The sequence below is a fragment of the Terrabacter sp. Root85 genome, from assembly GCF_001429185.1.
Classification (GTDB): domain Bacteria; phylum Actinomycetota; class Actinomycetes; order Actinomycetales; family Dermatophilaceae; genus Terrabacter.
Genome location: NZ_LMIW01000001.1, coordinates 943,735 through 964,736, shown reverse-complemented (window position 1 = coordinate 964,736; position 21,002 = coordinate 943,735). Strand labels below are relative to the sequence as shown.

Here is a 21,002-nt window from a genome sequence, read left to right as displayed (position 1 = left end):
CCGTCGGCGAGGTGAGGTGACGCATGGCAACCGGTCGCACGGGTCGGGTCGTCGTCGTGGGCGGCAGCATGGCAGGGCTGCTCGCGGCGCGGGCGCTCGCCGACCACGCCGAGTCGGTCGTCGTGCTCGAGCGCGAGCACCTGCCCCAGGCCGTCGGCCCGCGCGGCCGCGTGCCGCAGGGCCGGCACCTGCACCTGCTCCTGTCGGCGGGCCTCGACCTGCTCCGCGACTGGTTCCCCGGCATCGAGGACGAGCTCGAGGGCTACGGAGCCGTACGCGTCGACGGCACCGGCGCGTGGGTGCACCAGGGTGGCGCCTACCGTGCCCGCGGTGACTGGGGCCGACCCGCCATCTCGCAGACCCGCCCCCTGCTCGAGCACGTCGTGCGCGCACGGGTGGCGGCTCTACCCGGCGTCACCGTCGAGGACGGAGTGACCGTCGAGGGCGTCGTCCGGTCCGGGCGTCGCGTCACGGGTGTCGTCGTGGACGGGCAGGAACGGCCGGCTGACCTCGTCGTCGACTGCTCCGGGCGCAGCTCGCGCCTCGCGCACGACCTCGCGGCGTCGCACGTGCTCGACCCACGCGTGACCCACGTCGGGATCGACATCGGCTACGCGTCCTTCACGATGCGCCGGTCGCCGGACGACTTCGAGGGCCACTTCGTCGTGTGCATCGAGAACCCGGGCTCGTTCCGCGCCGGCGCCGTGCTGCCCGTCGAGGGGGACCGGTGGCAGGTGACGCTCGCCGGGGTCCACGGTGACGCTCCGCCGGCGGACGACGACGGCATCGCGGCGTTCGCGGCGAGCCTCCCGACCCCGGTGGTCGGCCAGCTCATCGCCCGGTGCGAGCGACTCTCGGAGGTGTCGACCTACCGCTTCCCGTCGAGCCAGCGACGGCACTACGAGAAGGTCCGCGACCTGCTCCCGGGGCTCGTCATGCTCGGCGACGCGTCGAGCAGCTTCGACCCGATCTACGGGCAGGGCATGACGTCTTCGGCGCTCCAGGCAGCGGCGCTGGGCGAGGTCACGTCGCAGGTGGGCCTCCGTTCGGACGATCTGCCGAAGCGCTTCCACCGCAAGGCTGCTCGCATCATCGAGGCTCCGTGGCGGATCGCAGTCGGCGGCGACTTCGGCCACCCCGCGACCGAAGGGCCGCGGCCGCTCGGCACCGCCGAGGTCAACGGCTACCTCCAGCGCGTCATCCGCGCCTCGCACGCCTCGGTGCCCGTCGCGCGGGCCTTCAACCGGGTGCTCCAGCTCGACGACCCGCCGACCTCGCTCGTCCACCCGTCGCTCGTCCTGAGGGTGCTGCGCGAGTCCCGCCACTCGCCCGTCGCGACCGGCGCGGCTATCCGCCACCCCCGCATCGGGCCGGCCCAGGTCAGTTGAGTGCAGGTCGCCTGACTCCGGGCGCCCGCCACGCAGTCGCCTCTTCTTTGACAGGGTGGACGCATGAGGACCGACCACTTCATCCGATTCGAGCGCGTCGACTCCGTCGAGGAGACGCCCCGCGGGCTGCTCGCCCGACTGCACGGGGAGCAGCTGCGCATCGACGCGGTGCGTCCCGACGTCGTGCGCGTCCAGCTGAGCCGCGGGGGCGTCTTCGACGAGAAGCCGACGTATGCCGTGTGCGTCGACCCGCTGGCCGTGCCCGATGGTGGTGGTGACGTCTCGTGGCGGGCCGAGCAGGCGGAGGGCGCGTGGCGGCTCGTCACCGACGACCTCGTCGTGACGCTCTGGCTCGACCCGTTCCGGGTCGATGTGCACCGCACCGACGGGTCGGTCGTCATCGAGTCGACGCCGGACTCGGAGGGCCGCTACTGGACCTACGCGACGCTCAACGATGCCTGGACGACGCGCCGCCGGATCGGTCGCGACGACGCGATCTACGGCCTGGGCGAGAAGGGTGGCCACCACAACCGACGTGGCCGGGACTTCACGATGTGGAACACCGACGTCCTCAACGAGCACGCGACCGCGGAGTTCCGGGCGGGGCTCGACCCGGCCGACCCTCGCGCGGACATGTCGAGCATCGAGTTCGACCCCTACTACGTGACGATCCCCTTCTTCTACCAGCGCGACGCCGCCACCGGTGCCGCCGTCGGCTCGTTCGTCGACAACGGCTATCGCGGCGAGTACGAGTTCAGCCACGACGACGAGTACCGCGTCACCTTCCACGGCGGCCAGTGGACCGAGTACGTCTTCGCCGGCCCGTCGATGGCGAGCATCCTCGAGCGCTACACGTGGCTCACCGGCCGTGCGTCGCTGCCTCCGATCTGGGCGCTCGGCTACCACCACTGCCGCTGGCACGCCTACAAGCAGAAGGACGTCGAGGTCATCGCCAAGCGCTACCGCGACGACGAGTTCCCTTGCGACGCCATCTGGCTCGACATCGACTACATGGACGGCTACCGCGTCTTCACGTGGGACTCGGAGCGCTACCCCGACCCCGCCGGCATGCTCAAGGGCCTGGCCAACCAGGGCTTTCGGGTGATCTCGATCGTCGACCCGGGGGTCAAGCACGACCCCGGCTACGCGGTCTACGACGACGGACTCGAGCAGGACGTCTTCTGCCGCACCGAGGGCGGTGACACCTACGTCGGCCAGGTCTGGCCGGGCAACACCGTCTTCCCGGACTTCGCGACGCCTGAGGCGCGGTCGTGGTGGGGCGCGCTCAACGCCACGCACGTCGAGTCGGGCCTGGCGGGCATCTGGAACGACATGAACGAGCCCGCGACCGGCGGGATCGCCCCGCAGGCGATGCTCTTCGACAAGGGGCGCGCCAAGCACGAGCGCTTCCACAACCAGTACGCCCTCCTCATGGCCATGGGCACCATCGAGGGACTGCGTGCCGCCCGACCGGAGGCGCGGACCTTCATCCTGTCGCGGGCCGGGTTCGCCGGCATCCAGCGCTACGCCGCGAACTGGATGGGCGACAACCAGGCCCGTTGGGACCACCTATGGGTCAGCATGCCGATGGCGTGCGGCTTCGGCCTCTCGGGCCAGCCCTTCGTCGGCGCCGACATCGGCGGCTTCCAGGGTGACACGAACCCGGAGCTCTTCCTGCGCTGGATGCAGATGGGCGTGCTGACTCCCTTCTGCCGCAACCACTCCGAGACGAACAACATCGACCAGTACCCCTGGTCGTTCGGCCCCGAGATCCACGACCTCGCCCGCGAGGCCGTCCGGCTGCGCTACCGGCTCCTGCCGTACATCTACTCGGCGTTCGTCCGGGCGACGGAGACGGGGGAGCCAGTACAGCGCCCGCTCGTCCTCGACCACCAGTACGACCCGAACGTCGTCGACCTCGACGACGAATACCTCTTCGGCCGCGACCTGCTCGTCGCGCCGGTGACGGAGCAGGGGCAGACCTCGCGCACTGTCTACCTCCCCGGGGGTGACTGGTACGACTGGCACACCGGCGAGCTGCACCCCGGCGGTCAGCGGATCACCGTCGAGACGCCGTTCGAGCGCATCCCGCTCTTCGCCCGGGCCGGCGCCGCGATCCCGATGTGGGCCGAGGCGCCGATGTCGACCGACGGCTACCGCCCCGATTCGGTCGAGCTGCACGTCTTCGACCCGGTCGTCGACGGCCGCTGGGAGTCGGTGCTCGTCGAGGACGACGGGCTGACCGTCGCAGGCGTTGACGATGCGGGGGACGCAGAGCGCCTCACGACGACCGTCGTCGTCGAGCGGGCCGCGGGCGAGGTGACCGTCGCGCACGAGACCGCCGGACCGGGGTATGCCGGTCACGCGCGCACTCGCTTCGACGTCGTGCGCCACAGCTGAGCCGAGCGGGGCGGTGCCGTTGGCTGCGAATGCAGCGAACGGCATACGCCCCCATCGGGTATGCCGTCGGGGCAGTCCGCTCGAGCGCCCATCTGAGCGCCCCTTGAGCGGGTGACCCCCGAACGGAAGACTGACGAGCATGGCTGACACGGCGGAGCGCGAGCAGGGCCAGAAGAGCGAGAGTCTGCTCACCGTCATCATCGCGCTGGCGATGAACGCCCTGATCGCCGTGGCGAAGTCGGTCGTCGCGATCATCACCGGGTCGGCGTCGATGGTCGCCGAGGCCGCCCACTCGTGGGCCGACGCGGGCAACGAGATCTTCCTGCTCATCGCGGAGCGTCGCGCCGGGCAGAAGCGCGACACGACGCACCCCTTCGGCTACGGGCGCGAGGCGTACGTGTGGTCGATGTTCGCGGCCTTCGGGCTCTTCGGCGCCGGTGCGGTCGTGTCGGTCTGGCATGGCATCTCGGTGCTCGGGCACGAGGAGCCGGAGACGTCGTACACCTGGGCCTATGCCGTGCTCGCCATCGCCTTCGTGCTCGAGAGCGTCTCGTTCGTCCAGGCGACGCGGCAGACGCGGTCCGAGGCGCGAGCCCTCGGCCTGCGGCCGTTGAAGTTCATCGCGAACACGTCGAACCCGACGCTGCGGGCGGTCTTCGCCGAGGACGCCGCAGCGCTCATCGGCCTGCTCATCGCGGGGCTCGGGATCTTCCTGCACCAGGTCACGGGCAACGCCGTCTGGGACGCGCTCGGCTCGATTCTCGTCGGCCTGCTGCTCGGGGTCGTCGCGATCTTCCTCATCAGCCGCAACCGTGACTACCTCGTCGGGCAGGCCGTGCGCCCGGAGCTGTGGGCGCGTGCGTTCGACGCCCTGCACGACAGCCCGGAGGTCGAGCGGATCACCTTCCTGCACCTCGAGTTCGTCGGCCCGGGGCGTGTTTTCCTCGTCGCGGCCGTCGACCTGACGGGTGACGACACCGAGTCCCAGGTGGCCGACCGGCTCGCGGCGCTCGGTCACGAGGTCGAGAAGCACAAGCTCGTCGAGCTCGCGATGATCACGCTGTCGCGGACCGACGCACCGAGCCTCGAGCGCCCCACGGTCTCCTGACCTCGACCGCAGAGCCGACGCGGTCGGGCCGACCGCTGTCGGTATGGCCGCCGCAGAGGCCTTGTCGTCTCATCGACCCCTAGGTAGAGTACGACTATGGCTCCGCGCATGACCATCGCCACTCGGTTGGTCCTCGGCGTCCTGATGAGCGACTTCGGGGCGGAGTGGTACGGCTCGCAGATCGGCAAGGTCGCGGGTTTGCCGAGCGGGACGGTCCACCCGATCCTGGCGCGCCTCGAGCGCGTGGGTTGGCTGGAGTCCTCCTGGGAGGACATCGACCCCAGCAGGGAGGGACGGCCGGCACGCAGGTACTACCGCCTGACGGAGTCCGGTGGCAGGCAGGCGCAGCAGGCCCTGACATCTGCGCGTCGACCGCAGTCCGGTTTTGCCGTGATGCCCAAGGAGGGGTTGTCATGAGAAGGAAGCAGCAGCGGGGATCGATCCGGTTTGCCGTGGCGGCCATGGAGCGGGCGACCAATGGCCTGCCCTCCGAGGAGCGCAACCGCTACCACGACGAGCTGGTCGCCGAGATGCACGAGCTCGGACGCGTCGCCGCCTGGCGTTACGCAGTCGGGGTCGCCGCCTCGGCATCGTCGATGCACGCGGCCCTGACCGACGGCGGCCCGCAGCCTGAGCCGGCGCCCCACCGCGTGCTCGGGTGTCGCACCAACACGCACCACGTGTGGAGGACCACCCACACCACCGACGGCCAGCTGTACCGCGCCTGCGCCCGGTGCGGCAAGGAGTACGTGAGCACGGGCACCTCCTGGTTCATCGGCAGCGCCTGAGCGACAAGGCTCGTGGGGCACGCGCCGGTAACTCCGCCCCGGCGGGCGGGTCGCGGGAGCGACGAGGCTCGTGGCGGACGTGCCGGTGACCCCGCCGGCTCGGCGGGGTGTGGGGCGTGGTCCTCAGGTGTGCCAGGTGACGCCGGTGGCGGCCACCGTCGCGGTGAGGTCGCGGTCGTGGACCTCCGTGTGGTGCTTCGGGCAGAGCAGGGCCCCGTTGTCGACGGAGGTGCAGCCTCCGTGTCGCCAGTGCACGACGTGGTGGGCGTCGCACCAGGTGGCGGGCACCGTGCACCCGTCGAAGCTGCAGCCCTGGTCGCGGGCGATGAGCGCGAGGCGCTGGCCGCGGGTGAAGAGGCGCTGGCTGCGCCCCACGTCGAGCGGCTCGCTGTCGCGGCCGAGCACCATGGGGATGATCTCGGCGTCGCAGGCAATCCGGCGCACGACTCCGGGCGAGAGAACGTCGCCGGTGAGCGTCGTGCCCGTGCCGCGGACGTCATCGACGAGGGTCTCGAGGTCGATGAGGACGACGACCTTGGCCTTGTCGGTGGTCGGGACGCCGTCGGCCGAGGCGACCCCGCGCTGCACCATCGTCAGCAGGGCGTCCATCCGGCGTCGCGCGGGAGTGCGGTCGTCGGGCGTGACCGTGCGGCCGTGCTCGTCCTTCTCGGGGCAGGGGATCGAGAGCGGGTCGATCGCGGCCTTGAGCACGGCTGCGCCCTCGGGGTCGAGCACGCCGCGCAGACCCACCATGCCGGTGGCGTTGGGCTGCGTGAACCACAAGCCGCGGGCCTCGCGGCGGCCGCGGTCGAGCCGGTCCTCGTCGCGGGGCGGCCGGACCTGCTCGGAGTGGTGCCGGACCAGACGGGCGAGCTCCTCGGGTCGGAGCCGCGGCGCCTGCTCGGTGAGGTCGGCCAGCGCAGTCACGAGGTCGTCGGGGTCGGCGACCGGGGTCGTGCGCGCCTCGAAGTCGACGATCTGTGCGGCGTTGCCGACCGTGACCTGCTGGGTGGCGACGAGCAGCCGCAACCTCGCCCACCGGGCGTCGGCCAGAGCGGTGCCGACGGTGACGAACGCCTTGGCCTGACCGGCGGTCAGTGACGGGTCGTGGCTGCGCAGCCAGTCGGTACGCGACAGGCCGTCCGGTGCCTCTATGCCGCGTGACACGAGCTCGGAGACGATGGTGACGAGCGTGACTTCGTGGGTGCGCCGCTGCCGGGCCACGCGCTCGGCGGCCGCGGTCAGCTCAGCCTCGGCATGGCGGGTCAGGCCCAGCCCGGCGCTCGCCTCGGCGACGATGGCCTCGTCGATGCTCGCCGAGGCTTCGGCGCGAGCGGAGGTCGACTCGACCCACGCCGGGTCGTCGACCATCTGCTCGTAGCCGGCGGCGTCGAGCCACGTCGGGTGCCGCAGGTCCAGCTGCTCCAGCGAATCCGCTTGGGCAGGCGCCAGCCCTGACCAGGGCCCTGCAACCCAAGGAGCCGGACGGGCCGAGGGCGCCACTCGGCGCGCTCGACGAACTGCCCGGGCGGTCAGCGCGGCGGGCTCGGACGGGGGCGACGGCACACGCCCAGCGAAGCGCCCCCAGAACCCGCCCTCGGCTGCGCCACCCGTGGCGCGCTGTCGCACCTCGAGGTCGGTGAGCCGGCTCCTCAGGAGCTCGAGCATCGTGGGTTCCCCTGCCATGTAAAGACTCTAGACGCGACCACTGACAGTGCTCTGGCCCGCGGAGCCGGCCCGGAAGCGGCCCGGAGCCGGCCAGGAACCGGCGCCCCAAGGGCGCCCCAAGCCCCCTGATGCGCCGGCCCAACCACAGTCCTCACCCAGTCGCCGTCCTGCCCACGGCCCGTCAACATCCAGTCTCTGCCCAGCGCGCGCCAGTCACGAGGCGACCCGCGCCCGGTTCGCGTGCGCTCAGGATGACGAGCGGTCGAGCGGGCGGATCGAGCCGCGCACCTGAACGGGCATCTCGACGAGGTGCTCCCCACCCGGCTCGTCGGGGCCGAGGACGAGCTCCATCGCCTTGCGGCCCATCTCCTCGTAGGGCAGCTTCGCGGTCGTCAGCGCGGGCCGCAGGTACGACGCGATCTCGTCGTCGTCGAAGGAGGCGATGGACACGTCGTCGGGCACGCGGAGCCCGCGCTCGCCCAGCGACTGGTAGGCGCCGAACGCCACGCGGTCGTTGAGGCAGAGCAGCGCGGTGACCGGGGCGCCCGACTCGAGCACCTGCTTGGTCCCGGCGTAGCCGTTCCACGGCTCCCAGGAGCCGACGTCGACGACGGCGACCGGCGTCGCGCCGGCCTCGGTCAGGGCCTCGTCGATGCCGGCGAAGCGCGCGCCGATCGTCACCGACGAGCGTTTGTTGGCAGGGGCGCTCGGGGCGCTGCCGATGATGCCGATGCCTTCGCGGTGGCCGTGCTCGAGGAGCAGGCGCATCATGGCCCGACCGGCCTCGTGCTCGGCGGGCAGCACGGACGCGTAGGTGCCGTCGCCGGCGTTGCTTGCGCTGTTGGCGGTGACGACGCGCATCGACTCGGGCAGCGGCGGCAGGTCGAGGAGGCGAGCGGCCATCGACCCGAACACGATGCCGTCGACCTGGCGGTCGATCATGAACTCGAGGGCCTTGGCGAGCTGCTTGGGGTGGTTACCGGTCTCGGCAATGAGGACGCCGTGGTCACGCTCGTCGGCGACGTCGAGCAGGCCTCGGATCATCGCGGAGGCGAAGCGGGTGATCGTCACCTCGTCGGAGATGAAGCCGATGGTGCCGGTCGTGCCGAGGCGCAGGGATCGGGCGGCGGGGTTGGGCCGGTAGTTCAGCTCTCGTGCCGCCTCGTGGATGCGGGCCACGGCGTCGGCGGACAGGCGTGAGCCGGGGCGGTCGTTGAGCACGAGGCTGACCGCCGTCTTGGACATCCCGGCCAGGGCGGCGACGTCGGCAAGCGTCGGTCGCTTGGTCACCTGCCACCCCCGTCGGTTCGTCGCATCGGCGCGGCACCGCCAGATCGCGTATGCCGGGTGCCCCCTCCCGGGGCACCCGCGGACAGCGTACCCCACGGTAAGGACGCCGACACGGCATACCTGCTGGTGAAAAGGTTTTAGCAACCTCTTGTGGAAGGTTGGACAGAGCCGCTACCTTCGGGGCTGAAAGGTTTTAGCACTGACGCTGACCTTCCCACCACGGAGGAACCGATGAAGCTCACCCCCACCACCAAGCGCGTCGCCGTCGGCCTGCTCGCCGCGGCGCTGCCCCTCTCTATGGCCGCCTGCACCAAGGGCGGCAGCTCCAGCTCCGGCGGCGCCGGGGGCGAGCTGACGATGTGGACGCACAACGCCGGCAACAAGGCCGAGCTCGCGGCCATCACGGCGATCGTCAACGACTACAACAAGAGCCAGAGCAAGTACAAGGTCAAGATCCAGGCCTTCCCGCAGGACAGCTACAACCAGTCCGTCGTCGCGGCGGCGGCCAGCAAGAAGCTCCCGTGCATCCTCGACATCGACGGCCCCAACGTGCCGAACTGGGCGTGGGCCGGCTACCTCGCGCCGCTCGACGGGCTCGACGCCACCCTCTCGAAGTACCTGCCGACCGTGCTCGGCAAGTGGGACAACAAGACGTACTCCTACGGCTACTACGACGTCGCGCTCGTCATGGTGACGCGCAAGACGATCCTCGACAAGTACGGCATCCGCGTCCCGACCACGGACTCCCCGTGGACGAAGGACGAGTTCAACGCGGCGCTCAAGAAGATCAAGGCGTCCGGCGACTTCCAGAACCCGCTCGACATCGCGACGAGCTTCACCGGCGAGTGGTGGCCCTACGCATACTCCCCGATGCTCCAGAGCTTCGGCGGCGACCTCATCAACCGCGACGGCTACAAGACCGCCGAGGGGTCGCTCAACGGGCCCAAGGCCGTCGAGTGGGCGACGTGGTTCCGCAGCCTCGTCACCGACGGTCTCGTGCCGCTCAAGTCCGGCGCCGACCCGGCGAAGGACTTCATCAACGGCAAGTCCGCGATGCTCTACAACGGCACGTGGACGGCGGTCGACACCCGCAAGGCCTTCGGCAAGGACACCCTCTTCCTCCCGCCGCCGGACCTCGGCACCGGCCCGAAGATCGGTGGCGGCTCTTGGCAATGGGGCATCTCGCAGAACTGCTCCGACCAGGCCGGCGCGCTCGACTACATGAAGTTCGCGGCGCAGGACAAGTACGTCGCGAGCGTGGCCAGGGACACGAACAACATCCCGGCGACGGACGCGGCCGCCGCGCAGGTCAAGGGCTACGAGAAGGGCGGGGAGAACGAGGTCTTCCTCGACTATGCGAAGAAGTTCGCCGTGCTGCGTCCCGTGACGCCCGGCTACCCCTTCATCGCGACGGAGTTCACGAAGACCGCGCAGGACATCCTCAACGGCGCCGACCCCAAGCAGGCGCTCGACCAGGCGGTCAAGAACATCGACGCCAACCAGAAGTCCAACGGCTACTTCCAGTGAGTGACTGACATGTCCACCATCACCGCTGCCGAGAACGCGTCGGCGACCACGCTTCGGGAGCGCAAGCCGGCCAAGGGCTCTCGCTCATCGACCACGACGGCACTGCTCATGCTGCTGCCGGCGGCGGTCCTGCTCATCACCTTCCTGCTCATCCCGATCGGGCTGACGTTCGGGCTGGCGTTCACCAACGCCCGGCTCATCTCGCCACGGCCGGCCGAGTTCATCGGCACCGACAACTTCGTCCGCCTCTTCCAGGACGAGACGTTCTGGAAGTCGCTGCGCAACACGATCGTCTTCGCCGTGGTCATCGTGCCGCTGCAGTCGGCGTGCGCGCTCGGGCTGGCGCTGCTCGTCAACGTCAAGATGCGCGGGGTCAACTTCTTCCGGACCGTCTACTTCCTGCCGGTCGTCACCTCGATGGTCGTCGTGTCGATGCTGTGGCTGTTCATGTACCAGAAGAACGGGCTCATCAACGAGGTGCTGCTCAAGTTCGGGATCGTCGGGCCGGACTGGCTCGGCGACCCGAAGACGGCGCTGCTCGCGATCATCCTCATGTCGGCGTGGCAGGCGATGGGCTTCCACATGGTCATCTGGCTCTCCGGGCTGCAGACCATCCCCGCCGACCTCTACGAGGCGGCCGACCTCGACGGGGCCGACAGGTGGCAGAAGTTCCGCTACGTCACGTGGCCGGGGCTGCGCGCGACCCGCACGTTCATCCTCATCACGATCACGATCTCGGCGTTCGCGCTCTTCACCCAGGTCAACATCATGACCCAGGGCGGACCGCTCGACTCGACGTCGACGCTGGTGCTCATGGCGGTGCGCACCGGCTTCCAGCAGCAGCAGACCGGCTACGCCTCGGCGATCTCGCTCGCCTTCTTCGTGCTCGTTCTCGCCGTCACGCTGCTCAACCGCTACGTCACCCGAGACAAGGACGTCGTCCGATGAGCGCCACCGTCACCACCGGCACCGAGGGCCTGGCCCACGTCGCCGAGACCGCCGTCCCCGAGCAGCACCGCGGTGGCGACCGGCCGCACCCGGCCCGGCACGCCCTCGGCCTCCTGCTGCGGATCGTGCTGTGCCTCGTCTTCGGTCTGCCGTTGGTCTTCATGGTCGTGTCGAGCTTCAAGCCCGACCTGCAGATCTTCGACGACCTCGGCAGCTTCAAGGCCTTCATGCCGACCGGGGACATCTCGACGGCGAACTACACCGGCGTCTTCGGGCGAGTGCCCTTCGCGCAGTTCATGATGAACTCGGTCGTCATCACGGTCGTCACCGTGGTGCTCGGGATCGTCGTCAACTCGATGGCGGCCTTCGCCCTGTCGCGCATCGGCTTCCGTGGAGCGGGAGCGGTGCTCGGGATCATCCTCGCGACGCTCATCGTGCCCTTCGAGACGCTCGCGCTGCCGCTGCTGTGGTGGTCGAACCAGCTGCCCTTCCTCGGGCCCGACGGCATCTCGCAGGGCTGGCTCGACACCTACCAGGTGCAGATCATCCCGTTCATCGCCAACGCCTTCTCGATCTTCCTCTTCTACCAGTACTTCGACAGCATCCCGAAGGAGCTCGACGAGGCGGCGAAGGTCGACGGCGCGGGGTGGTTCCGCATCTACCGGAGCATCGTCATGCCGCTGTCGGGGCCGGCGATCGCGACGGTCGCGATCCTCACCTTCCTGCCGATGTGGAACCAGTACCTCTGGCCGCTCATGGCGGTGCAGACCGAGGAGCTGCGGCCGGTCATGGTCGGCATCGACTACTTCAAGCAGCTCAACACCTCGTGGGGTCAGATCATGGCGTACGCCACGATGATCACTGCGCCGGTGCTCGTGTTGTTCGTGGCTTTCCAGCGATCGTTCATCAACTCCATCGCCTCATCCGGCGTGAAAGGCTGAATCGTGTTTCGTCTCCCCGAGGCGTGGGTGTGGGACTTCTGGCTCGTCGACGACGGGGAGCAGTACCACCTCTTCTTCCTCTACGCGTCGCGGGCGCTGCGCGACCCGCACGCCCGGCACTACCGGGCCTCGATCGGGCACGCGGTGTCGTCTGATCTGGTCTCGTGGGAGCGCGTCGTCGACGCGCTCGTGCGCTCGGACGCGCCGGCCTTCGACGAGCTCGCGACGTGGACCGGGTCGGTCGTGCGGCACCCGGACGGGCGGTGGTTCATGTTCTACACCGGGGCTCGGCTCAACGAGCACGGCGCCAACGTGCAGTCCATCGGGTATGCCGTGTCGCCTGACCTCTACACGTGGGACAAGGCGCCGGGGCCGGTGCTCGAGGCGGACGGTCACTGGTACGAGAAGTACGCGCCGCCGCCCGAGGGGAACTGGCACGACGAGGCGTTCCGCGATCCGTGGGTGGTGGCGGATCCGGACGGTGATGGCTGGCACATGCTGATCACGGCTCGGTCTGCTGCGGGGCCTGCCCACGATCCCTCTGACCGGGTGGACCGCGGGGTCGTGGGGCACGCGTGGTCTGCTGACCTGGAGACGTGGGAGCTGCGGTCGCCGTTGTCTGAGCCTGGGGCCGGCTTCGGGCAGCTCGAGGTCTTCCAGACGCATGTCGTGGACGGGAAGCAAGTGCTCCTCTTCAACTGCTCGGTCGGCGACATGCCCGAGGCGGCGCGGGCGGCCGGCATCACGGGCGGCGTGTGGATCGCGTCGGCCGAGTCGGTGCTGGGGCCGTATGACCTCGCCGGTGCTCAGGAGATCGACGACCCGACCCTCTACGTCGGCAAGTTCATCGACGACCGCGAGACGGGCGAGACCAAGTTCCTCGCCTTCCGCAACGAGACCGGCGGCCATTTCATCGGCGAAATCACCCACCCGTATCTCGTCACGTGGGACGGCGACCGCGTTGCCCTCACGCCGTCGAGCGCGTCGAAGTCTCTAGGCGCTGGCGAACACGGGTAGCCCTCGCCTCGTCGCGAGCTCGGCTCCTCCCGCACGTGCCACGGGCAGGCCCTCCAAGCCGTGGGTGAACGGTTCGTCAAGGGTGGCGGCAGGCCGTGTGCTGAAGCAAGGCCGATGTCAGTCCGGCGTCGGGTCACAAGCCGTATTAGGCGCTTGACGCTCGACCCATGCGTGGGAAAGGGCCAGCCCTCACGCGTGGACCTAGGATGTGCGTCAGGAGGACTGGGTCCGATGAAGCATCGTCGACAGGCAACGCAGCATTGGGCGCATCTCTGCAACGCGAGCGCGTCGAAGGGCGAAATCGCGTCAGTCTTGAGCGCCGTTCGATGTTCTGGCGGCCAGTCGAAACATGGAAAGGCCAGCCGTGCCTCTGAAGAAGTCGGATCTCTACGCGTCGCTTTGGGCGAGCTGTGATCAGCTCCGCGGCGGCATGGACGCCAGCCAGTACAAGGACTACATCCTGACGCTGCTGTTCGTGAAGTACGTCTCCGATAAGGCCAAGACGGATCCAAACAGCCTCATCGATGTGCCCGATGGCGGTTCCTTCGAGGACATGCTGGCCGCCAAGGGCGACAAGGAGATCGGCGATCGCTTCAACAAGATCATCGCAAAGCTCGCCGAAGCCAACGGGTTGCGCAACGTCATTGACCAGGCCGACTTCAACGACGAGGAAAAGCTCGGGAAGGGCAAGGAGATGCAGGACCGCCTCTCCAGGCTCGTCACCATCTTCAATGACCTCGACTTCCGTGGCTCACGTGCCGAAGGCGACGACCTGCTCGGTGACGCCTACGAGTACCTGATGCGGCACTTCGCGACCGAGTCCGGCAAGAGCAAGGGCCAGTTCTACACCCCAGCTGAGGTCTCACGAATCCTTGCCAAGGTCGTCGGCATTGGTCCGACCACGCGTCAGGACCAGACTGTCTACGACCCTGCATGTGGCTCTGGCTCACTGCTTCTCAAGGCTGCCGCCGAAGCTCCTCGCGGGATGACGATCTACGGTCAGGAGAAGGACAACGCCACCTGGGCTCTATCGAAGATGAACATGATCCTGCACGGTAACGAAATCGCGGAGATAGAGAAGGGTGACACGATAACGAACCCGCAGTTCATTAAGGGTGACCACCTGCGGACCTTCGACTACGTTGTCATGAACCCGCCGTTCTCGGTGAAGTCATGGAATAACGGACTCGAGAACGACTACAACCGGTTCGAGTACGGCCGCCCCCCAGAGAAGAACGGCGACTACGCCTTCCTGCTACACGCGCTGACCTCGCTCAAAAGTACCGGCAAGGCCGCGATCATCCTGCCGCACGGCGTACTGTTCCGTGGTGGCGCCGAAGGGACCATCCGCACCCGGCTGCTCAAGTACGGTTTCATCAAGGGTGTCATCGGTCTGCCGGCGAACCTGTTTTACGGCACCGGAATCCCCGCCTGCATCGTCATCCTCGATAAGGAGAACGCCCAGGCACGCACGGGCGTCTTCATGATCGATGCGTCCACAGGTTTCACGAAGGACGGCAACAAGAACCGTCTCCGCACCCAGGACATCCACAAGATCGTCGACACCTTCAAGAAGCAGGTTGAGATCAAGCGCTATTCGCGCATGGTCCCGATGACGGAGATCGCCGACAGCAAGAACGCCTATAATCTCAACATCCCGCGCTACATCGACTCCTCAGAGCCCGAAGACCTCCAGGATCTGCGCGCCCACCTGCAGGGTGGCATCCCGAACGCTGACCTCGACGCACTTGCCCCCTACTGGGACGCCTTCCCGCAGCTCCGCGGCCAGCTCTTCAAGCCGAACCGTCCAAGCTACAGCGACCTCACTATCGACGTCAGCGAGGTCCAGCAGGCCATCCTTGACTCGACCGAGTTCCAGAAGTTTGCCAACGAGGCAAAGGTGCTCACGACCGACTGGTTCGCTACATACCGCGACACTTTGGCGTCGATCAATGCCGAGACCCGGCCGAACGATCTTATCGCTACCGTCGGCGACGACCTGCTCGCACGATTCAAGCCCGTGCCGCTCCTCGACGAGTACGACATCTATGAGCAACTCCTGACCTACTGGCACGACACGATGCATGACGATGTCTTCCTCATCATGAATGAGGGATGGATCGAAGCGGCGAAGCCTCGAAAGACCATCGAGGACAAGGAACGCAAGCTCTCCGAGGCGCCCGACCTGGTTATCGGCTCAGGCCGCAGTGCCGCCAAGTACAAGATGGACCTGATCCCTTCCGCCCTCGTCGTGGCGCGCTACTTCGCTGACGAGCAGGCCAAGATCGACGAGCTCACGGCAGCCGCCGAGGAAGCCAACCGTGCTGTCGAGGAGTACATCGAAGAGCACGCGGACGAAGAGGGCCTCCTCGCTGAAGCGATGGACGACGACAAGATCTCGAAGGCGCTGGCGATCGTGCGCCTCCGCGTCGCCAAGCGCGAGAAGGCAGACCCGGAAGAGGTCAAGGCGCTGGAGCACCTGATCAAGCTTTACGACGCCGAAGCGGCCGCGAAGAAGGCGGCCAAGGAACTACAGGCCGAAGTCGACAGGGCCACACTCATGAAGTACGCCGACCTAACCGAGGACGACGTGAAGAGCCTCGTTCTTGATGACAAGTGGCAGGCGACAATCGTCAGTCGCGTGCGCGCTGAAGTCGAAGCACTGACGCTGACACTTGTCGCGCGCGTTCATCAGCTTGGCGAACGGTACGCCGCCACGGTCGGCGACCTCGACGATGAGTTGGGGAGGCTCGAAGAAAAAGTCGAACGCCATCTGGCCGCGATGGGGATTAAGTCATGACGTCGGCGAGTGAAGTCCACTCGGCGGGCGACTTGGGAACCTTCCGGGGAGGTAGCGGATTCCCTCTACGACATCAGGGTGGCAAGTCTGGAGACCTTCCCTTTTTCAAGGTTTCCGACATGAACAGCAGTGGCAATGAACTGTTCATGACCCGCGCAAACAACTACATCACTGAGTCGCAACGGAAGGCCCTCGGGGCTGTTCGTATTCCCGCACGCGCAATTGTGTTCGCCAAAGTGGGTGCAGCGGTGTTCAAAGAGCGGAAGCGAATCCTCGCACAGGACAGTTGCATCGACAACAACATGGCAGCCTTCATTGTCGATGAGCGGCAGCTCGACGTCCGGTTCGCGCACCATCTCCTGACCGCATTCACCATGTCCGACCTAGTCGCGGTCGGCGCCCTGCCGTCCTTGAACGGTGGACAACTGCGATCGATTCCGATGCTCGTGCCGACGGAGCTCTCTGATCAGAGGCGTATCGCAGCAGCCCTTACGGACGCCGATGATCTGATCGACACACTCGACGCTCTCATCGATAAGAAGCAGGCGATCAGGCAGGGCATGATGCAGCAGCTCTTGACCGGCCGCACCCGGTTGCCGGGACATACCGCTGAATGGCAGTCGCGCAGACTAGGGGAGCTTCTCGCCTATGAACAACCCGGGCGCTACCTGGTTTCGAGTACTGACTACAACGGAACCGGAACGCCAGTTCTCACTGCAGGCAAAACGTTCTTGCTTGGCCACACCGCCGAGAGGCACGGCATCTTTCGGAACTTGCCCGTCATCATCTTCGATGATTTCACAACCGCGTCCAAATTTGTCGACTTCCCTTTCAAAGCAAAGTCGTCTGCGATGAAGATGTTGTCCGCTCGCCCCGGAGTCAACCTGCGCTACATCTTCGAGCGGATGCAACTGATCGATTTCGCGGCAGTCGACCACAAGCGCCGATGGATCGCGGAGTTCAGCAAGATCGAGGTAAGAGTCCCAGAGCAGGACGAGCAGGATGAGATCGCTGCCGTTTTGGTGGCTGCTGAATCAGAGGTCGCTGGTCTGGAGAAACGGGTGATGAAGGCTCGCGCCATAAAGACCGGCATGATGCAGCAGCTTCTGGCTGGTCGCTCTCCCCTGCCCGTGGAGGCCGCATCATGAGCGACGTCGGACAAATCGAGCGCAAGGCGCAGGAACGCGTCGTAAAGCTGTTCCGCGATCACCTCGGTTACGAGTACCTGGGCAATTGGGAGTACCGAGAGTGCAACTCGAACATTGAGGCGGCGCTACTCGTCCAAAACCTTGAGGCTCGCGGCTACGACTCCAACCTGATCACGCGCACGCTTGATCAGGTTGGCAAGGCTGCTTCGGTGGGCGCTGGCCACGATCTGTATGAGGCGAACCGGGACGTGTACCAACTGCTCCGATACGGCGTGCATGTGAAGCCCGGTGTCGGCGAGCAGACCGAGACCGTCTGGCTGATTGACTGGGCGAACACCGATGCTAACCACTACGTGGTGGTCGAAGAAGTCACCGTGCTCGGCCAGCACACCAAGCGCCCTGACGTCGTGCTCTACGTCAATGGCATCGCCCTGGCGACCATCGAACTCAAGCGATCAAAGGTGTATGTCGCGGAGGGCATCCGGCAGACCATCGGCAACCAGAAGGCCGAGTTCATCCGCCCGTTCTTCTCCACCGTGCAGTTTGTCTTCGCGGGCAACGACGTCGAGGGTCTGCGCTACGGCGTCATCGACACGCCTGAGAAGTACTGGCTGGAGTGGAAGGAGCCGTCAGAGGTTGCCGATCCGCTCGACCGTGCGCTGCTGCAGCTGTGCAACAAGGACCGCTTTCTCGAACTTATTCACGACTTCATCGTCTTCGACGCGGGCGTCAAGAAGGGTCCGCGGCACAATCAATACTTCGGCATCAAGGCCACACAGGACCGCATCGCCAAACGCGAAGGCGGCATCATCTGGCACACCCAGGGATCGGGCAAGAGCCTGACGATGGTCTGGCTTGCCAAGTGGATTCGTGAACACCAGGACGATGCGAGGGTTCTGCTGATCACCGACCGCACCGAGCTTGACGATCAGATTGAGAAGGTCTTCAACGGCGTTAACGAGCAGATCTACCGAACGTCGAGTGGGGCCGACCTCCTGGGCACCCTGAACCAGACCCAGGAGTGGCTCATCTGCTCCCTGGTACACAAGTTCCGAGGAGGCGACGACGACCAGGCGCTCGACACAGCTGGCGAGGATTTTATCGCCGAGCTGAACGCCAAGATCCCCAAGGACTTCAATGCCAAGGGCAACATCTTCGTCTTCGTCGACGAGGCCCACCGCACCCAGTCCGGGAAGATGCACACGGCCATGAAGCAGCTCCTGCCGGAGGCCATGTTCTTTGGCTTCACTGGCACCCCGCTCCTGAAGGCCGACAAGGCCACCAGCATCGAGACCTTCGGTTCCTTCATTCACACCTACAAGTTCGACGAGGCTGTCGACGATGGCGTCGTCCTGGACCTGCGCTACGAGGCCCGCAACATCGACCAGAACTTGACGTCACCGGCACAGGTGGACAAATGGTTCGAGGTCAAGACCAAGGGCATGACCGACCTCTCAAGGGCGGAGCTGAAGAAGCGCTGGGGCACTATGCAGAAGGTCGTCTCAAGTGAGCCCCGCGCCAAGCAGATCGTCAACGACGTCTTGCTCGACATGGAGACCAAGCCCCGCCTGATGGATGGGCACGGCAACGCCATGCTGGTCGGCTCCAGCATCTACCAGGCCTGCAAGTTCTACGAGCTGTTCTGCAACGCCGGCTTCAAGGGCAAGTGCGCCATCGTCACCAGCTACGTCCCAAACGCCAGCGACATCTCCAAGGAAGACTCCGGCGAAGGCAAGACCGAGAAAATCCGCCAGTACGACATCTACCGCAAGATGCTTGCCGACTACTTCGATGAACCCGAGGACACCGCCGTTGGCAAGGTCGAGGAGTTCGAGAAGGCCGTCAAGAAGCAGTTCGTCGAGAACCCAGGCCAGATGCGTCTCCTGATCGTGGTCGACAAACTGCTCACCGGATTCGACGCTCCAAGCGCGACGTACCTCTACATCGACAAGAAGATGCGCGATCACGGCCTCTTCCAAGCCATCTGTCGAGTCAACCGTCTCGACGGTGACGACAAGGACTACGGCTACATCATCGACTACCAGGACCTCTTCAACTCACTCGAGGACGCCATCACCGACTACACCTCGGGCGCCCTGGACGGTTATGAGAAAAAGGACATCGAAGGGCTGCTAAGCGATCGCATCGAGAAGGCACGGGAGGATCTCGACGACGCCTTGGAACGTGTCCGCGCTCTGGTTGAGGCCGTCGCCCCGCCCAAGAACACACTGCAGTATCAGCAGTACTTTTGTGCAATGGAGCAAGGCAATGCCGAACAACTGAGGGCCAACGAGCCCAAGCGCGTCGAGCTCTACAAGGCGGTCGCCGCCGTGACGCGCTCGTTCGCGAACCTCGCCAACGAGATGACCGAAGCGGGATACAGCGAGGCAGAGTCGGAAGCGATCAAGAAAGAGATCGCCCACTACGTAGATGTGCGGGCAGAGGTGAAGTTGGGTGCCGGGGAGGACGTCGACTTCAAGCAATACGAAGCCGGCATGCGATTCCTGCTCGACACCTATATCCAAGCCAGCGCATCGGAGACCGTCTCGAACTTCGAAGACACCGGCCTCATCGATCTCATCGTCAAACTCGGCTCGGGTGCGATCGACAAGCTCCCTGAGGGCATTAAGCAGAGCCCCGAGGCAGTGGCCGAAACGATCACCAACAACATGCGCAAGGTGATCATCGACGAGCGAGCGATGAACCCCAAGTACTACGACCGGATGAGCGAACTACTCGACGCCATAATCGAGGAACGCCGCCAGCAGGCCATCGATTATCAGGAGTACCTGGCCAAGCTGCTTGATGCCGCTATGCAACTTGGCACCAAGGAGTCGGACACCAAATATCCGGACTGGGCTGACAACGGCGCGAGGCGGGCACTGGTCGATTTCTTCTCCCCCGACGAGCACCTCGCAATCGAGATCGACACCATCGTGCGGCACACCAAGCCCGACGCGTGGGTTGGCAACCCGATCAAGGAACGCAAGGTCAAGAACGCCATTCGCGTCAACCTCGGCGACGGCTTCGACCAGGCCAAGCTCGATGAACTGTTCGAACTCGTCAAGGCACGTCATGAGTACAGCTAATGCGTACCTGACCGTCCGAGGGATCGACATCGATGTCATATACAAAGACATCAAGAACCTCCACATCGGCGTTTATCCCCCGCTTGGGCGCGTCCGCGTCGCAGCACCCGAGCGCTTCGACGACGACCAGGTTAGGCTCGCCGTCATCCAGCGACTGCCATGGATCAAGCGCCAGCGCGAGACGCTCAGGGCCGCGCGGCGACAAAGCGAACGGGAAATGGTCACGGGGGAGTCTCACTACGTTTGGGGTCTCCGGCGACGGTTGAAGGTCGTCGAGCGACCCGGCCGCACTCACTTTGAAGTTGAGGGCGAGCGGCTCGTGCTATTCACCCCGAGTACAACGACTGCCGAGCAGCGGCGCAGCGCCCTCGATCAGTGGTATCGACAGCAACTGCGGGAGGCCATCCCCGGTGTCATCCAGTCATGGGAGCAGAAGCTTGCAGTGTCGGTGCCCGGGTGGACATTGCGCCGCATGAAGACCAAGTGGGGTTCGTGCAATCGTGCGACCCGACATCTGTGGTTCAACGTGGAACTCGCCAAGAAGCACCCTGACTGCCTTGAGTACATCGTCGTCCACGAGTTGGCTCACTACTTCGAAAGCAACCATGGCGAGCGCTTCGCCAGATTGATGGACAAACAGATGCCCGACTGGCGCCGCCGCCGAGACCAACTCAACGGTTCACCACTTGCCGAAGAAGATTGGGGTGAACGATAGGGCCACCGACGCCCTCCTGGGCCGGGCGCGCCGACGGTTGAGATCCAGTGCAATCGTCCGGAAAAGTCGCATCGCCGAATGCAGAGAATGTCTAAAGCCCCGGGCGCTCATAGGAGGCCCCGCCCCTCCGGGCTGTCTCACGGAGGCCGCCACGGTCGAGACGTAGATGGGTAGT

At 66.1% G+C, this 21,002-nt stretch carries 15 protein-coding genes; 13 read left to right on the top strand and 2 right to left on the bottom strand.

What is annotated here, in order from left to right; genetic code table 11:
- Positions 1–23: 23 nt before the first annotated feature.
- The 5 genes from ASE25_RS04555 to ASE25_RS04535 all read left to right on the top strand — a co-directional run bounded on the left by ASE25_RS04555 (position 24) and on the right by ASE25_RS04535 (position 5,684).
- Positions 24–1,388 carry an NAD(P)/FAD-dependent oxidoreductase gene (locus tag ASE25_RS04555; protein WP_056823106.1) on the top strand — a complete coding sequence of 455 codons (1,365 nt, stop codon included), beginning with the start codon at positions 24–26 and terminating at the stop codon, positions 1,386–1,388.
- A gap of 63 nt (positions 1,389–1,451) precedes the next feature.
- Positions 1,452–3,788, top strand: a complete 2,337-nt coding sequence (locus tag ASE25_RS04550) for a TIM-barrel domain-containing protein (RefSeq protein ID WP_056823104.1) — start codon at positions 1,452–1,454, stop codon at positions 3,786–3,788.
- A gap of 139 nt (positions 3,789–3,927) precedes the next feature.
- Complete coding sequence (locus ASE25_RS04545; protein WP_056823102.1) at positions 3,928–4,896, top strand: cation diffusion facilitator family transporter; 969 nt, start codon at positions 3,928–3,930, stop codon at positions 4,894–4,896.
- 108 nt (positions 4,897–5,004) lie between these two features.
- A complete protein-coding gene (locus ASE25_RS04540; RefSeq protein WP_056779310.1) occupies positions 5,005–5,313 on the top strand; it encodes a PadR family transcriptional regulator in 309 nt (102 codons plus the stop codon).
- Positions 5,310–5,684 carry a hypothetical protein gene (locus ASE25_RS04535; protein ID WP_235508536.1) on the top strand — a complete coding sequence of 125 codons (375 nt, stop codon included), beginning with the start codon at positions 5,310–5,312 and terminating at the stop codon, positions 5,682–5,684. The genes ASE25_RS04540 and ASE25_RS04535 overlap by 4 nt, the downstream gene beginning before the upstream one ends.
- Positions 5,685–5,807: 123 nt before the next feature.
- Here the strand turns inward: ASE25_RS04535 and ASE25_RS04530 are convergent, their stop codons facing one another.
- On the bottom strand, positions 5,808–7,370 hold the full coding sequence (locus tag ASE25_RS04530) for an HNH endonuclease signature motif containing protein (protein WP_235508535.1): 1,563 nt from the start codon (positions 7,368–7,370) through the stop codon (positions 5,808–5,810).
- Positions 7,371–7,598: 228 nt separating this feature from the next.
- Positions 7,599–8,642, bottom strand: a complete 1,044-nt coding sequence (locus ASE25_RS04525; RefSeq protein WP_157623315.1) for a LacI family DNA-binding transcriptional regulator — start codon at positions 8,640–8,642, stop codon at positions 7,599–7,601.
- A gap of 231 nt (positions 8,643–8,873) precedes the next feature.
- Between ASE25_RS04525 and ASE25_RS04520 the strand changes: the two genes are divergently transcribed.
- From ASE25_RS04520 to ASE25_RS04485, 8 genes are all read left to right on the top strand, one after another.
- Positions 8,874–10,169 (top strand): sugar ABC transporter substrate-binding protein, encoded by a 1,296-nt coding sequence (locus ASE25_RS04520; protein ID WP_056823097.1) that lies wholly within the window; start codon positions 8,874–8,876, stop codon positions 10,167–10,169.
- Between the two features lie 9 nt (positions 10,170–10,178).
- Positions 10,179–11,117 (top strand): carbohydrate ABC transporter permease, encoded by a 939-nt coding sequence (locus tag ASE25_RS04515; RefSeq protein ID WP_056823898.1) that lies wholly within the window; start codon positions 10,179–10,181, stop codon positions 11,115–11,117.
- Positions 11,114–12,058, top strand: a complete 945-nt coding sequence (locus ASE25_RS04510) for a carbohydrate ABC transporter permease (RefSeq protein ID WP_157623314.1) — start codon at positions 11,114–11,116, stop codon at positions 12,056–12,058. The genes ASE25_RS04515 and ASE25_RS04510 overlap by 4 nt, the downstream gene beginning before the upstream one ends.
- A 3-nt stretch (positions 12,059–12,061) precedes the next feature.
- Positions 12,062–13,075, top strand: a complete 1,014-nt coding sequence (locus ASE25_RS04505) for a glycoside hydrolase family 68 protein (RefSeq protein ID WP_056823095.1) — start codon at positions 12,062–12,064, stop codon at positions 13,073–13,075.
- Between the two features lie 364 nt (positions 13,076–13,439).
- Positions 13,440–15,875 carry a class I SAM-dependent DNA methyltransferase gene (locus ASE25_RS04500; protein ID WP_200958968.1) on the top strand — a complete coding sequence of 812 codons (2,436 nt, stop codon included), beginning with the start codon at positions 13,440–13,442 and terminating at the stop codon, positions 15,873–15,875.
- Entirely contained in the window at positions 15,872–17,023 is a 1,152-nt protein-coding gene (locus ASE25_RS04495) for a restriction endonuclease subunit S (RefSeq protein ID WP_082622684.1), read from the top strand. Before ASE25_RS04500 ends, ASE25_RS04495 begins: the two co-directional genes overlap by 4 nt.
- Complete coding sequence (locus ASE25_RS04490; protein ID WP_056823091.1) at positions 17,020–20,112, top strand: type I restriction endonuclease subunit R; 3,093 nt, start codon at positions 17,020–17,022, stop codon at positions 20,110–20,112. The genes ASE25_RS04495 and ASE25_RS04490 overlap by 4 nt, the downstream gene beginning before the upstream one ends.
- A complete protein-coding gene (locus ASE25_RS04485; protein ID WP_056823090.1) occupies positions 20,099–20,827 on the top strand; it encodes a M48 family metallopeptidase in 729 nt (242 codons plus the stop codon). Before ASE25_RS04490 ends, ASE25_RS04485 begins: the two co-directional genes overlap by 14 nt.
- Positions 20,828–21,002: the final 175 nt, after the last annotated feature.